This is a genomic window from Buttiauxella sp. BIGb0552 (assembly GCF_004366275.1).
Classification (GTDB): Bacteria; Pseudomonadota; Gammaproteobacteria; order Enterobacterales; family Enterobacteriaceae; genus Buttiauxella; species Buttiauxella gaviniae.
In genome coordinates this window covers 458058-472277 of the sequence record NZ_SODY01000002.1, presented here as the reverse complement: position 1 = coordinate 472277, position 14220 = coordinate 458058, and the positions used below count along the sequence as shown (strand labels likewise).

11 protein-coding genes are annotated in these 14220 nt (G+C 49.6%); 9 read left to right on the top strand and 2 right to left on the bottom strand.

What is annotated here, in order from left to right:
* Positions 1-29: 29 nt before the first annotated feature.
* On the bottom strand, positions 30-680 hold the full coding sequence (gene rcsB, locus EDF88_RS06995; RefSeq protein WP_064517154.1) for a response regulator transcription factor RcsB: 651 nt from the start codon (positions 678-680) through the stop codon (positions 30-32).
* 16 nt (positions 681-696) lie between these two features.
* A complete protein-coding gene (gene rcsD / locus EDF88_RS06990) occupies positions 697-3354 on the bottom strand; it encodes a phosphotransferase RcsD (RefSeq protein ID WP_208326130.1) in 2658 nt (885 codons plus the stop codon).
* A gap of 863 nt (positions 3355-4217) precedes the next feature.
* Here rcsD and EDF88_RS06985 point away from each other — a divergent pair.
* The 9 genes from EDF88_RS06985 (at position 4218) to modC (ending at position 14209) form a co-directional block, all read left to right on the top strand.
* Positions 4218-5336: a porin OmpC gene (locus EDF88_RS06985; protein ID WP_064517158.1), complete on the top strand. Its 1119-nt coding sequence runs from the start codon at positions 4218-4220 to the stop codon at positions 5334-5336.
* A gap of 139 nt (positions 5337-5475) precedes the next feature.
* Complete coding sequence (gene apbE / locus EDF88_RS06980; protein WP_064517160.1) at positions 5476-6516, top strand: FAD:protein FMN transferase ApbE; 1041 nt, start codon at positions 5476-5478, stop codon at positions 6514-6516.
* 82 nt (positions 6517-6598) lie between these two features.
* Complete coding sequence (gene ada, locus EDF88_RS06975; RefSeq protein ID WP_134183705.1) at positions 6599-7669, top strand: bifunctional DNA-binding transcriptional regulator/O6-methylguanine-DNA methyltransferase Ada; 1071 nt, start codon at positions 6599-6601, stop codon at positions 7667-7669.
* Positions 7670-7672: 3 nt separating this feature from the next.
* Positions 7673-8314 (top strand): DNA oxidative demethylase AlkB, encoded by a 642-nt coding sequence (alkB, locus tag EDF88_RS06970; protein WP_064517164.1) that lies wholly within the window; start codon positions 7673-7675, stop codon positions 8312-8314.
* An 83-nt stretch (positions 8315-8397) separates the two neighbouring features.
* On the top strand, positions 8398-10044 hold the full coding sequence (locus tag EDF88_RS06965; RefSeq protein WP_134183703.1) for a multidrug ABC transporter permease/ATP-binding protein: 1647 nt from the start codon (positions 8398-8400) through the stop codon (positions 10042-10044).
* Positions 10045-10135: 91 nt separating this feature from the next.
* The gene (gene mgtE / locus EDF88_RS06960) at positions 10136-11563 is read left to right on the top strand and encodes a magnesium transporter (RefSeq protein ID WP_064517167.1); all 1428 of its coding nucleotides are present in this window, start codon (positions 10136-10138) and stop codon (positions 11561-11563) included.
* 122 nt (positions 11564-11685) lie between these two features.
* Positions 11686-12462, top strand: coding sequence for a molybdate ABC transporter substrate-binding protein (gene modA, locus EDF88_RS06955; protein ID WP_064517169.1), 777 nt, complete (start codon positions 11686-11688; stop codon positions 12460-12462).
* On the top strand, positions 12459-13151 hold the full coding sequence (gene modB / locus EDF88_RS06950) for a molybdate ABC transporter permease subunit (protein WP_134183701.1): 693 nt from the start codon (positions 12459-12461) through the stop codon (positions 13149-13151). The genes modA and modB overlap by 4 nt, the downstream gene beginning before the upstream one ends.
* Positions 13151-14209 (top strand): molybdenum ABC transporter ATP-binding protein ModC, encoded by a 1059-nt coding sequence (modC, locus tag EDF88_RS06945; protein WP_134183699.1) that lies wholly within the window; start codon positions 13151-13153, stop codon positions 14207-14209. The genes modB and modC overlap by 1 nt, the downstream gene beginning before the upstream one ends.
* Positions 14210-14220 lie beyond the last annotated feature (11 nt).

The following is a 14220-nucleotide window of genomic DNA, read 5'->3' as shown; positions in this document are numbered from 1 at the left end:
GGATAAGCGCAGCGTCATCCGACATTGAATTAGTCTTTGTCGGCCGGAGACAGACTTACCGACGAAAGATAGTTCAGCAACGCAATGTCATTTTCCACACCCAGTTTCATCATTGCTGATTTCTTCTGGCTACTGATGGTTTTGATGCTGCGGTTCAGTTTGCGGGCAATCTCAGTCACCAGGAAACCTTCGGCGAACAGACGTAAAACTTCGCTCTCTTTCGGAGACAAACGCTTGTCACCGTAACCGCCGGCGCTGATTTTTTCCAGCAGGCGAGATACGCTTTCCGGTGTGAATTTTTTGCCTTTCTGCAGTGCTGCCAGCGCTTTTGGTAAATCAGTTGGCGCGCCTTGCTTGAGCACAATTCCTTCGATATCCAGTTCTAACACCGCGCTCAAAATAGCTGGGTTGTTATTCATCGTCAGAACGATGATAGAAATGCTAGGGAAGTGACGCTTGATGTACTTGATAAGCGTAATGCCGTCGCCGTATTTATCGCCAGGCATTGAGAGATCGGTTATCAAAACATGAGCATCAAGTTTTGGCAGGTTATTGATAAGCGCTGTGGAATCTTCAAACTCACCGACAACATTCACCCACTCGATCTGCTCGAGTGATTTACGAATGCCGAACAGGACAATCGGATGGTCGTCGGCAATAATTACGTTCATACTGTTCATGTAATAGGCTACCTTGCTACAGCAAACTCTTGACGTAAGTGTCAATATCGCTGGTATATTTTTGTATGTTGGTAGCATCACTTTCACGAATGTGATGCTCTAACGTTTCACATAACTGCTTGCCGGGTACCAGATTGAGCATTGCAAACACTCCCTTCAGGCGGTGAGCTGTTTGTGCTAATGCTGCGAAATCGTGCGCCGCTGATTCAGTATACAATCTCCTAACATCTTCCGGTACTGTGTCGACAAACAGCGCGTAATAGCCGCTGGCATGAAGTTGTGCATTTTCATCGCCACCCAATGGTGATTCTGAAATACCTTCTTGCGCCAGTTGCTCTTCTATCAGCTGCAGCACCGCATCCTGCATAGCATTACTGATATTAAAGTTAACTCGGAACTGGCCCGGGCCTAGCTTCCGCATTCCGTTCTCATCATCGCTTAAAAGCAAACCCGAAGATGTAAGATTAGACGGATTATCTGTCAGGAAGATATCAAACTCTTGACTTGCCAGTCTTTCATCCGGAGTGATGCACTGCGCGCCCCAGTTTTCCAGCAGGCGAGTGACAATATTTCGGACTTCATTGGAGGTGATATCAATCATCGCCACCACATCATCGAGCAGTTTCTCTTCCTGCTCTTCCTGCTGCGGTTCGGCTGTCATTCTGATGTGCAAATTGTAACGTGTACCAATTTCCTCTCGGGTCTTGATATTCAGATGCCCGCCGAGTTTGCGTGAAAGCTGATCGCATAAATAGAATGTTAATCCATTAGCACGCCCGTAACGATCTTCACTGGTTTCGTTGAGGAAAGGGAAGTGGAGATTATCGACTTCACCACTACTGATGCCTTCACCGGTATCCAAAATACGGAATAGTAGACGGTCAGGCCCGGACTCTTCTTCAGTAATATCCAGGGTGATTTTGCCAATTTGGGTAGTCGTTACCGAATAATGCAGCAATAACTGCAGCACTTTACGTAGTGCTTCCCGGTCGCCATGACGCTCTTCATCTGCTGCCAGATGGTTGTTAATCAGCAGCTGCAAACCTTTACGCTTGATAATGGGCAACATCTCAAGTGCAACTTCATCAATCAGTGGCTGGATTGCGAACAGCGTTGCATTAGTTTTCCAGGTATCGGTTTCCAGCATGTTCAGCAACTGAATCTCATCCACCAGGCGCACAATGCTTTGGGCTTCATTGGCAACTGCATGCCCCTCTGGAGTATTTAGTGCACTGGCGTGTTCGGCGATATTTTTCACCGGTAGCTGTAGCGCTTCACCAATATGCTGCATGAACGTAATTCGTCCCTGCTGGTTTTTTTCATATAAACGCTGAGCTTGCTTGAGCTTTTTGTTAACCAGAATTTCGCGGTCCTGGTCCCGAATCACAAATATCTGCGTGCGCGGCGCAATCTGGCTGCGAAACTGGCGAATCTCATACAGTTCATTATTGATAGTTGCCTGAATTACACCTTGATGCTGATCGGCCATCGCAATGATGTTTTGCAGATTAAGGTGTGGCAACAAATGGTCGGCAATTTTATTGCTGATGACTGTGCGATTTGAATCCAGGTCATGTACCAATAGGCCTAGTGGCAATTGCGAGACAATCTCTTCGTTAAGTGCACGTAAAATTTGTAATTCGCCGTTGCCGTTTTGCACTTCTACGGGACGGGCTGCCTGTTGGCGGAAAGTGGTGAAGCCGAACAGCGCCAGCGCCAGCAGGCCGATATTGAGTAGCAGAGGTAATATAATATTCTGCAAGGTGTCCATCAGCAGAGTGCCGAGAGGAACCTGCCAGACCAGCCGCATATGGGTTGTAGCAAGCGGGGAAGCTATTTCAATCTTCGCGCCATTAAAATTAATGGAGATGCTATCCGGATCTTCTTTTTCTATGCCGTTAGCCGCCATTGGAGCATCGTTATTTTCCAGACGGAAGCTGTCTAGTGACATCCCTGGTGGAATCAAATCGTTAATGGGTAAATCAAACGCTACGACCGTTGCCAGGTGGCCTGGCTGGTTAAAGGTTGTTCGCAGGGTAAAGTAATAACCGTTTTGCCACGCAAGATGGCGTAGTTGAGAGAAGCTTTCGCGCTCATCCAGTGCGTTTGCTTGCTGAAGCATTTCAGCGCGGCGTGAGTCGACTATGGAACCGACGCCGCTTTCTTTAAGACCGGAAGACAGATCTTTAAGTGGCAAGGTCGAGACCAGGATCATGCTGTTATCCTGGCCATTTAAATAGTACATCGACCATGGGCTGTTTTCAGCACCCCACAACGTATCAAGATAAGTAGAGATACGTTGTGTCATATCCAGTGTTGAGCTGTCATGTGAGCCAAAAATCAGGGCTTCGGTTTTACGACGCGGCTTCTCTAAATAATACACATCCTGGCGTAGACGCGTTTCTTGCAGGCCGTCGCTTGCTGGCGCCGTTGAGACGGCGATGTTGTCATAGATTTGCCAGGTAGCGTAACGGTAGGTATCGACCCTTTTGTGAAGCGCATGGGTGATGTCGACAATCTGATAGCTTTTATCTTTGAGCCAAGTGTTGACGGCACTTTGCACCATGACCCCCATGGCAACCAGTAGCACGACTATCAATAGCAGGAAGAAGCGCGTGATATTGCTGGGGATAAGCGAAAATTTATTAGGGATCATTCGGTCTGACTGACTCATTGTTAGCGCGCAACCCGGCGAGCATTCGCCACTTAAAAAAATCCACTGCTCTGCAAGGCAAGCCAGCAGGCGTTATAGCTGTTAGTAAGTAAACCAACATATCCAGATTAAGAATACCTGCAACAGGCGTTGGCGTCATCGTCTGTGTCTTAAAACTCAACGAGTATAATTCGAAATCGTGATATTTCCAGGCTGTTGATAATTAGCCGAAATAACGCCATTAAACGGAGTGTATTTTAACCAATCTTTCGCGGTGTTTCTGTACAAATTAATTTCATTTGTACAATTATTTAATATGAAATGATTGTCTATTTAGGTTTTCTTTTTTGAGAAAGTTCCCGCATGAGAAGTGAGATTTGTCTGTAAGCGAAGCGGCAATTTGTTAATAGACGTTATTTTTTGAAGGGAGTAGCACAAAATGATTAAAGTTACGTAAAGAAGCGTAAAAAAAACCGGATGCAAGCATCCGGTCCAAAATACTAGTAAACAGACATTCGAAGCTGAATGACGGTAATAAATAAAGTTAATGATGATAGCGGGAGTTATTTTATATATAAATATTGAGTGTGTTTTATCATTCAGTGCTACGTATATTTATTTAATCCATCAAATTGATTTTGTTGATTATTTTAATTTTTTTGACGATTAGTGCTTATATCATTGTCTTTTTGTGCGGAAAAAAGTTCCATCATATTTACATTTTGAAACACGTATATAGACAAATGAAACATCTCTGTGGTTTTAGTATCATATTCGGATTGGATTAATCTGTATTTGTTTTGGAGAATGGGTTAGCCGACTGATTAGTAAATTAATCAGTAAGCAGTGGCATATAAAAAGGCATATAACAGAGGGTTAATAACATGAAAGTTAAAGTACTGTCCCTCCTGGTTCCAGCATTGCTGGTAGCAGGCACCGCTCATGCGGCCGAAATTTATAACAAAGATGGCAACAAATTAGATCTGTACGGTAAAGTAGATGGCTTACATTACTTCTCCGACGACAAAAGCGCTGACGGTGATCAGACCTATATGCGTCTGGGCTTCAAAGGCGAAACTCAGGTAAATGACCAACTGACCGGTTACGGCCAGTGGGAATACCAGATTCAGGGCAACACCTCTGAAAGCGAAAACAATGCATGGACTCGTGTGGCGTTTGCTGGTCTGCGCGTTAGCGATTATGGTTCCTTCGACTATGGTCGTAACTACGGCGTAGTTTACGATGTAACATCCTGGACCGACGTTCTGCCAGAATTTGGCGGCGACACTTATGGTGCAGATAACTTCCTGCAATCCCGTGCTAACGGCGTTGCAACTTACCGCAACACCGATTTCTTCGGTCTGGTTGATGGCCTGAACTTTGCTCTGCAATACCAGGGTAAAAACGGTAGCACCAGCGGTGAAGACTTTGGCGGCCGCAGCGTTCTGAAACAGAACGGTGATGCTTACGGTATGTCTGTAACTTACGATCTGGGTTCAGGTTTCGGTGCTGGTGCAGCGATGTCTTCTTCCAAACGTACTGCTGACCAGAACAGCGAAGCTGGTATCTATGGTAACGGCGACCGTGCTGAGACTTATACCGGTGGCCTGAAATATGACGCCAACAATGTCTACCTGGCTGCACAGTACACTCAGACTTATAACGCAACTCGTTTCGGCGGCAGCTCTGACTCCGACGCTTACGGTTTTGCTGATAAAGCACAGAACTTCGAAGTAGTTGCACAGTACCAGTTCGACTTCGGTCTGCGTCCATCCATTGCTTACCTGCAATCTAAAGGTAAGGACATCAACAATGGCGCCACCAACTACGGCGACCAGGACCTGCTGAAATATGTTGATGTTGGCGCGACTTACTACTTCAACAAAAACATGTCCACCTATGTTGATTACAAAATCAACCTGCTGGACGAGAACGAGTTCACCAAAGCCGCTGGCATTGGTACTGACGATATCGTAGGTGTTGGTCTGGTTTACCAGTTCTAATTCCTGCTTTCGCAGTGTTCGTTATAAAAGGCGCCTTAGGGCGCCTTTTTTACGTCTGAACTCTCAACAATCCTTCACTTTTAATCCAATTCTTTGCCAGTTGGTGTACCCTTTTGCGCTCAAACAGGAGAGAGAAACAATGGACTTACGATTATTACGCTATGGCCTGTTTGCCATAGTTTTGGGTGCTTTGGCAGGCTGCGATAACCCAGCAGCAAAAGGTAATACTGGCATGGTGCTGGAAGGCAAAACCATGGGGACATACTGGCGTGCAAGTCTCGCGGGTGTGGATAATGCAAGACAGACTGAGCTGCGGGAAAAAATTCAGACACAGCTAGATGGTGACGATCGCCTCTTGTCGACCTACAAAAAAGATTCTGCCTTATCGCGCTTTAACCAGTCCTCTTCGACGGAACCTTATCCCGTTGCTGAAGCAATGAGCGATATTGTGACTATGGCTTTGCGCATTGGCGCGAAGACCGATGGCGCGATGGATATCACCGTCGGTCCGTTGGTGAATCTGTGGGGATTTGGCCCAGATAAACAACCGATAAAAACGCCTAATCAGGCACAGATTGATGCTGCGAAAGCGCTGACCGGTTTGCATCATCTCACGGTGATAAACCAGGCCGGGAAACAGTGGTTACAGAAAGATCTTGTGGGTTTGTATGTTGATCTTTCCACGATGGGTGAGGGTTATGCTGCCGATCATCTGGCGCGTTTAATGGAACAAAATGGCATCAGCCGTTATTTAGTTTCCGTTGGTGGGGCGGTGGTCACGCGTGGCACGAATGCCGATGGCAAAGCCTGGCGCGTCGCCATTCAGAAACCGACCGATCGCGAAAACGCGGTGCAGGCGGTGGTTGATCTCAACGGGCACGGGATAAGCACCTCCGGCAGCTATCGCAATTATTATGAACTTGATGGCAAGCGTTTGTCCCATGTGATTGACCCACAAACAGGCCAACCGATTCAGCATAAATTAGTTTCCGCGACGGTGATTTCACCAACGGCGATGGAAGCCGACGGTTGGGATACTGGTTTGATGGTGCTTGGAACTGAAAAAGCCAAACAGGTGGCTGAAAAAGAGGGGCTGGCGGTTTATTTAATAACCAAAGAGGGCGATAGTTTTACCACCTGGATGTCTCCTCAGTTTAAAACCTTCTTACTTAGCGAGTAAAATTAGAAAGCAAGATTGCGGGTTCCCCAGCGTCCTCAAACTGTCAAAGTCATACCATGACAGCAAAATACAGGAGCCAGTCATGAATCATTTTTTTGATAAAGCCAACGATGAAAGCCGCTGGCAGGCTGTGGAAACCCGTGATAGTCGCGCTGATGGGCAGTTTGTCTTTGCGGTGAAAACTACCGGGATCTGCTGCCGTCCTTCTTGCAGCGCGCGTCATCCGTTACGCAAAAATGTGCTGTTCTTTGAAAGCGTTGACGCCGCCGTTGATGCCGGTTTTCGCCCGTGCAAACGCTGCCAGCCGGACAAACAAGCACCTGAGCAACAACGTATTGACCGCATCACGCAGGCCTGCAGAATCCTTGAAGCCAGCAACGATTCAATCGTTCTTGCCGACTTAGCTTCGCAAGTAGCAATGAGCCCGTTCCATTTTCATCGTCTGTTTAAACAAGTCACCGGGCTAACGCCTCACGCGTGGCAAAAGGCGTTGCGGGCAAAACGGTTACGTGCGCAGTTGGCCCAGGGTGAGCCAGTCACACGGGCTGTTTTCGACGCTGGTTTTCAGTCAGGAAGCAACTATTACCAGCAGGCGGATAAAGTCTTAGGGATGACGGCGAAACAATACCGCCAGGGAGGTGACCGCACCGTGATTCAATTTGTGGTGGGGTCATGTCGTTTGGGGGCGTTTCTGGTCGCGCAGAGCGAGCGAGGTATTTGCGCCATACTGTTAGGTAACGAGGCCAAAACGCTGATTGCCGAACTGGAAACGCTGTTCCCGCACTCTGCATTAATGGCCGGCGACGAACTCTTTGCGCAAAATGTCGCGCAGGTGGTGAGTTTACTGGAGCGCCCAGGCCAGCAGTTTGATTTGCCATTGGATATTCAGGGCACCGCATTTCAGCAACAAGTTTGGCAGGCGTTGCGTGACATCCCTGCTGGGCAGACTGCGAGCTATCGCGACATTGCCGAACGCATCGGCAAGCCGCAGGCAGTACGTGCAGTGGCCGGAGCATGCGCCGCAAACAAACTGGCGGTCATTATTCCATGCCACCGTGTTGTGCGTAATGACGGTGCGATTTCTGGCTACCGTTGGGGCGTTGAGCGTAAACGCCAACTTCTTAAGATCGAAGCCGAACAGCAGGGGGAGTGAGTGATGCTCGATTTATTTGCCGATGAAGCACCGTGGCTAGAGCCGTTGGCTGATGGCGCGGTTATTTTGCGCCGCTTTGCCTGCGCGGATGCACGGCTGCTTATCGCGCAAATTGAGGAAGTTGCTGCATTTTCCCCCTTTCGCCAGATGGTCACGCCAGGCGGGTACACGATGTCGGTGGCGATGACCAACTGCGGCGAAGTCGGCTGGACGACTAACGCTCACGGCTACCTCTATTCCCCGATTGACCCGCTGACGTCACAACACTGGCCCGCGATACCGACCGTTTTTCGCCAGTTGTCCGATGCCGCATCAAAGGCTGCGGGGTATCCTGATTTTAATCCTGATGCCTGCCTGGTTAACCGCTACGCACCGGGCGCTAAACTTTCGCTGCATCAGGATAAAGATGAGCTAAATCTGCAACAGCCAATTGTTTCGGTGTCGCTTGGGTTACCCGCCGTGTTTCAGTTTGGTGGGCTTAAGCGCAATGACCCGCTGAAAAGAGTGATGCTCGAACACGGTGATGTCGTGGTTTGGGGCGGGTCATCAAGGCTGTTTTATCATGGTATTTTACCGCTTAAACCGGGCCATCATCCTGCTACTGACGAGTTTCGCTACAATCTCACTTTCCGCCGCACCCGGTAACACGAATATAAATAAGAATTATTCTTGCTGTACAGTAATTGCCGTTTAAACTGCTCGCTGTTTTCGATTTTGGGTAGTGAGTGATGGAACTTTTACGTGTGGTTTACCGGCAGTATCGCTGGCCTTTCTTGACAGTCATGGCATTAAGCCTGCTCAGCGCGGCGTTAGGTATCGGCTTAATTGCCTTTATTAATTTGCGGCTGATTGAAACGCCCGATCTCTCCCTTTCGGTGCTACCTGAATTTCTTGGCCTGTTGCTGCTATTAATGGCAGTGACATTAGGTTCGCAGCTTGCGTTGACCACACTCGGCCACCATTTTGTGTTCCGCCTGCGTAGTGAATTTATTAAACGCCTGATGGACACGCACGTGGAACGGGTTGAACAACTCGGCAATGCGGCACTGCTGGCGGGTTTAACCAGTGATGTGCGCAATATTACCATTGCCTTTGTGCGCCTGCCGGAACTAGTGCAGGGCATTATTTTGACCTTTGGTTCAGCGGCATATCTGGCCTGGTTGTCACCAAAAATGCTGGGTGTCACGGCGATTTGGGTCGCGGTAACCATCTATGGCGGCTATGTGTTGGTGGCGCGAGTTTACAAGCACCTTGCGCAACTGCGCGAAATTGAAGACCAGCTTTACAACGATTACCAGACCGTGATTGAAGGGCGCAAAGAACTGGCTTTAAACCGCGAACGTGCTGAACGCGTCTATGAAGACACTTATATTCCTCATGCTAACGATTATCGCAGCCATATTATTCGCGCGGATACCTACCATCTGAGTGCGGTGAACTGGTCGAATATTATGATGCTCGGCGTGATTGGCCTGGTGTTCTGGATGGCAAACAGCCTCGGTTGGTCTGATACCAACGTTGCCGCCACGTTTTCTCTGACACTTCTGTTCTTACGCACGCCGATGTTGTCGGCGATTGGCGCATTACCGACGTTACTTACCGCTCAGGTGGCATTCAACAAACTGAACAAATTCCATCTTGCACCTTACGATGCCGCATTCCCACGAAGCCTTGAACCTGCCCACTGGCAAACCCTCGAAATGCGCGATGTGGTGTTCCAGTACGGTGACAACAGCTTCTCCGTTGGGCCGCTGAATCTCAAAATTGAACGTGGCGAATTGTTGTTCCTCATTGGCGGCAACGGTAGCGGAAAATCGACCATGGCGATGCTGCTGACCGGGCTTTATCATCCAGTATCTGGCGCTATTTATCTGGACGGTAAAAAGATTGATGCCGGTAATCAGGACGATTATCGCAAGCTGTTTTCTGCGGTGTTCACCGATGTCTGGTTGTTTGACCGCCTGCTCGGGCCGCAGGGTGAACAGGCTAACCCAGAGTTGGTTACGCAATGGATTGAGCGCCTGAAAATGAGCGACAAGCTCGAGCTGGAAAACGGCACTATTCTCAATCTGAAACTGTCGAAAGGGCAGAAAAAACGCGTGGCCTTACTGCTGGCGTTAGCTGAAGAGCGCGACATTATTTTGTTAGATGAATGGGCCGCCGACCAGGACCCGCATTTCCGCCGCGAGTTCTACCAGACGCTATTGCCGCTAATGCAGCAAATGGGCAAAACCATTTTTGCCATCAGTCATGATGATCACTATTTTGTTCATGCGGATCGGTTACTGGAAATGCGCCACGGGCAACTCGGTGAGTTAACCGGCCACGAGCGAGAGCATGCTTCGCGCGATGCCGTCGCGCGAACGGTCAACTGATCAATAAAACCAGCCTTAATCTGCTGGTTTTTTGTTTTATGGGCTTGAAAGGACTATAACTTAGCTCGTCGTTCTCAGGGAATATTGCCAGATGTCTGTCACTCCAAAGTACAGCACTAAACAACGTGCGCAAGACCGAGCCCGCATCCTCCAAATTCTATTAACCAATAAAGCCGTTGCCACAGGCATTCTGGGCAGGTTGCCGCAACCTGATGCCCACACTCCCGAACAGGATATTTCAGAGGTAGCCACGCTTGTGGCAAGACTGCCCGCGGCCGATCTTGCTGACGTCCTGGAAGCCTTACCGACGGAAGAACGCCATGCGTTATGGCGACTGCTCAAAGATGATCAGCGCGGCAAGATATTAATTGAAGCCTCGGAAACTGTTTGGGATGACCTGATTGAAGGGATGAGCGATAAAGCGCTGCTCAATATCATTCGCCCGTTGGATATCGACGACCAAATTTACCTTGCGCAATATCTGCCTCGCGACTTGATGGGGCGTTTGCTGGCGACCATGCCACAGGAACAACGCGTCCGAGTCAGGCAAGTGTTGCACTACGAAAAGCACAGTGTTGGCGCGATTATGGATTTCGAAGTGATCACCGTACGGGCGGATGTAACGCTTGCGGTGGTACAACGATTCCTGCGTTTACGCGGCAAAGTGCCGCAAAACACGGATAAAGTTTTTGTCACCACGCGGGATAAAACGCTGCTTGGGGAGCTGGGGTTAACCACCATCTTACTGCATGCTCCGCAGACGCTGGTCATGAACGTGATGGACGACAACCCAACCTGCTTTGCTCCCGAAGACAATGACGAAGTTGCGGCGCGTACCTTTGAACGTGATGACTTAGTCAGTGCGGCGGTCATCGACAGCAGCGGCAAACTGATTGGTCGCCTGACGATTGATGAGATCGTTGATGTGGTTTACGAAGAAACCGACAATGATTTGCGCCGGATGGGTGGCTTGAGCGCAGAAGAAGATGTGTTTGCCCCGGTGAGTAAAGCGGTTAAAGCGCGCTGGGCGTGGCTGGCAATAAATTTGTGTACCGCGTTTGTCGCCTCACGCGTTATCGGCTTGTTTGAACACACCATTTCCCAACTGGTGGCACTGGCTTCTCTGATGCCCATTGTTGCAGGTATCGGCGGTAATACCGGTAACCAGACTATCACCATGATTGTGCGGGCGCTGGCGCTGCAACATATCCAGCCGGGGAACTTCTCCTTTTTAGTGTTACGTGAACTGGGCGTTGCCTTGTTTAACGGGATTATCTGGGGCGGTGTAATGGGATGCGTGACCTGGCTGCTTTACGACGATATGGCGTTGGGCGGTGTGATGACGCTTGCGATGGTACTCAATCTGCTGGTGGCATCGCTAATGGGCGTGCTGATCCCGATGATCATGATGCGTCTGGGCAAAGACCCGGCTGTCGGTTCAAGCGTGCTGATTACCGCTATCACCGACACCGGTGGTTTCTTTATATTCCTGGGGCTGGCGACAATATTTTTATTGTAGCCACAGCCACTTGAACTTCTCCTGTGGGTAAACTTTCCGCCCATCTTGCCGATAAGATCTGTAAATTCCGCCTTAGCATCGTTATATTATGCGCTACATAACGAAACCAAGTGGAGTAACAAATGGCTAAGCAATGGGTACGTCTGGCATTAGGTGCCGCGTTGAGCGTCACAATGGCAGGGCAGGCATTTGCCGATAACAGCAAAATTACCGTTTTCGCCGCGGCATCCTTAACCAATGCGATGCAGGATATTGCTACGCAATATCAGAAAGGTAAGACTGTTGAAATCGCATCTTCTTTCGCCTCATCTTCAACGCTCGCGCGCCAGATTGAAGCGGGTGCTCCTGCTGATTTATTCATTTCTGCTGACCAGAAATGGATGGATTACGCAGTAAGTAAAGATGCTATCAAAACTGACACCCGCGAAACGCTGCTCGGCAACAGCCTTGTGGTCGTTGCACCGAAAGCCAGTAAAATTGGTGATGTAGCCATTAACGCGAAAACCGATTGGGCTTCATTACTGAAAGGTGGCCGTCTTGCTGTTGGCGATCCTGACCATGTTCCTGCTGGCATTTACGCTAAAGAAGCGCTGCAAAAGTTAGGCGCGTGGGATACCCTATCGCCAAAATTAGCTCCGGCAGAAGATGTTCGTGGCGCACTGGCTCTGGTTGAACGTGATGAAGCACCACTTGGTATCGTTTACGGTTCCGATGCGGTTGCCAGCAAAGGCGTGAAAGTAGTGGGCACTTTCCCGGAAGACTCCCACAAGAAAGTTGAATACCCAATTGCCATTGTAAAAGGCCACGACAACCCAACCGTTAGCGCGTTTTACACCTATCTGAAAGGACCGGAAGCGGCGGCTATCTTCCAACGTTACGGATTTACGACTATCAAATGATATTGACCGATCCCGAATGGCAGGCGGTACTGCTGAGCCTGAAAGTCTCCACCCTTGCGGTGCTATTTAGTCTTCCTTTTGGGATCTTCTTTGCCTGGGTGCTGGTGCGTTGCCGGTTCCCGGGTAAAGCTTTACTCGACAGTATTATCCATCTCCCATTAGTTCTCCCCCCTGTAGTCGTTGGTTATTTATTGCTGATTGCGATGGGTAGACGTGGCGTGATTGGCGCCTGGATTTACGATGTTTTCGGTATCACCTTCGCGTTTAGTTGGCGCGGTGCGGTGCTTGCCGCAGCGGTGATGTCCTTCCCGCTGATGGTGCGAGCGATTCGCCTTGCGCTTGAAGGTGTAGATATGAAACTCGAACAGGCTGCTCGCACATTAGGTGCCGGGCGCTGGCGAGTGTTCTGCACCATTACGCTCCCTCTGACGTTACCCGGCATTATTGCCGGAACCGTGCTGGCATTTGCGCGTTCACTCGGTGAATTCGGTGCCACAATCACCTTCGTTTCAAACATCCCCGGCGAAACGCGCACCATTCCTTCGGCGATGTATACCCTGATTCAAACCCCTGGTGGCGAAAATGCAGCGACGCGATTGTGTGTGATTTCCATCGTGCTGGCGCTGGTCTCTTTGTTGGTAGCCGAATGGCTGGCACGACAGAGCCGTAAACGGATAGGGGCATTCTAATGCTGGAGCTGAATTTTGTTCAGACGCTGGGCGACCATCGTCTGGCGATTAACGAAACCTTGCCGGGACAGGGGATTACTGCGGTATTTGGCGTTTCAGGCGCGGGGAAAACCTCACTGATTAACGCCATTAGCGGCCTGACTCGCCCGCAAGAGGGGCGAATCGTTCTTAATGACCGCGTGTTAAGTGATGCCGAAAACAAGCGTTTCCTGGCTCCTGAAAAACGTCGCATTGGCTATGTTTTTCAGGATGCGCGTTTGTTCCCGCACTACCGTGTGCGCGGCAATTTGAAATACGGTATGCACCGATCCGCCGCCGGGCAGTTTGATAAATTAGTCGCTTTACTGGGTATTGAACCTTTACTGGAGCGCTTTCCTTGGAGTTTGTCTGGTGGCGAGAAACAGCGTGTAGCGATTGGCCGCGCTCTGTTGACGTCGCCAGAGTTGCTGCTGCTGGATGAACCGCTCGCCTCGTTGGATATCCCGCGTAAGCGCGAATTGCTGCCGTATCTGCAACGCCTGGCGCGTGAAATTAACATTCCGATGCTATATGTCAGCCACTCGCTGGAAGAGATCCTTCATCTGGCGGATAAAGTACTGGTGCTCGACGGCGGAGAAGTGAAAGCGTTTGGCAATCTGGAGGAGGTATGGGGTAGCAGTGTTATGCACCCATGGTTGCCAAAAGAGCAGCAAAGTAGCGTGCTGAAAGTGACAGTGTTGGAACATCATCCGCATTACGCGATGAGCGCGTTGGCGCTGGGCGACCAGCATTTATGGGTGAATAAACTGGAAAGCCCATTGCAGGCAACATTGCGCATTCGCATTCAGGCGTCAGATGTTTCATTGATTCTCCAGCCGCCGGTCAACAGCAGTATTCGTAACGTGCTGCGTGCCAGGGTTGCACAGTGCTACGACGATGAGGGGCAGGTTGAAGTGCAGTTGGAAGTGGGTTCAAGAACACTTTGGGCGCGTATTAGCCCGTGGGCGCGGGATGAGTTAATGATTAAGCCAGGCCAGTGGTTGTACGCGCAAATTAAGAGTGTTTCGATAACCGCGTGATTTTGTCGAAT

Excerpts from the sequence above, each read along its gene's own strand:
- rcsB (WP_064517154.1), bottom strand. The coding sequence starts at position 680 with ATGAACAGTATGAACGTAATTATTGCCGACGACCATCCGATTGTCCTG.
- rcsD (WP_208326130.1), bottom strand. The coding sequence starts at position 3,354 with ATGAGTCAGTCAGACCGAATGATCCCTAATAAATTTTCGCTTATCCCC.
- EDF88_RS06985 (WP_064517158.1), top strand. The coding sequence starts at position 4,218 with ATGAAAGTTAAAGTACTGTCCCTCCTGGTTCCAGCATTGCTGGTAGCA.
- apbE (WP_064517160.1), top strand. The coding sequence starts at position 5,476 with ATGGACTTACGATTATTACGCTATGGCCTGTTTGCCATAGTTTTGGGT.
- ada (WP_134183705.1), top strand. The coding sequence starts at position 6,599 with ATGAATCATTTTTTTGATAAAGCCAACGATGAAAGCCGCTGGCAGGCT.
- alkB (WP_064517164.1), top strand. The coding sequence starts at position 7,673 with ATGCTCGATTTATTTGCCGATGAAGCACCGTGGCTAGAGCCGTTGGCT.
- EDF88_RS06965 (WP_134183703.1), top strand. The coding sequence starts at position 8,398 with ATGGAACTTTTACGTGTGGTTTACCGGCAGTATCGCTGGCCTTTCTTG.
- mgtE (WP_064517167.1), top strand. The coding sequence starts at position 10,136 with ATGTCTGTCACTCCAAAGTACAGCACTAAACAACGTGCGCAAGACCGA.
- modA (WP_064517169.1), top strand. The coding sequence starts at position 11,686 with ATGGCTAAGCAATGGGTACGTCTGGCATTAGGTGCCGCGTTGAGCGTC.
- modB (WP_134183701.1), top strand. The coding sequence starts at position 12,459 with ATGATATTGACCGATCCCGAATGGCAGGCGGTACTGCTGAGCCTGAAA.
- modC (WP_134183699.1), top strand. The coding sequence starts at position 13,151 with ATGCTGGAGCTGAATTTTGTTCAGACGCTGGGCGACCATCGTCTGGCG.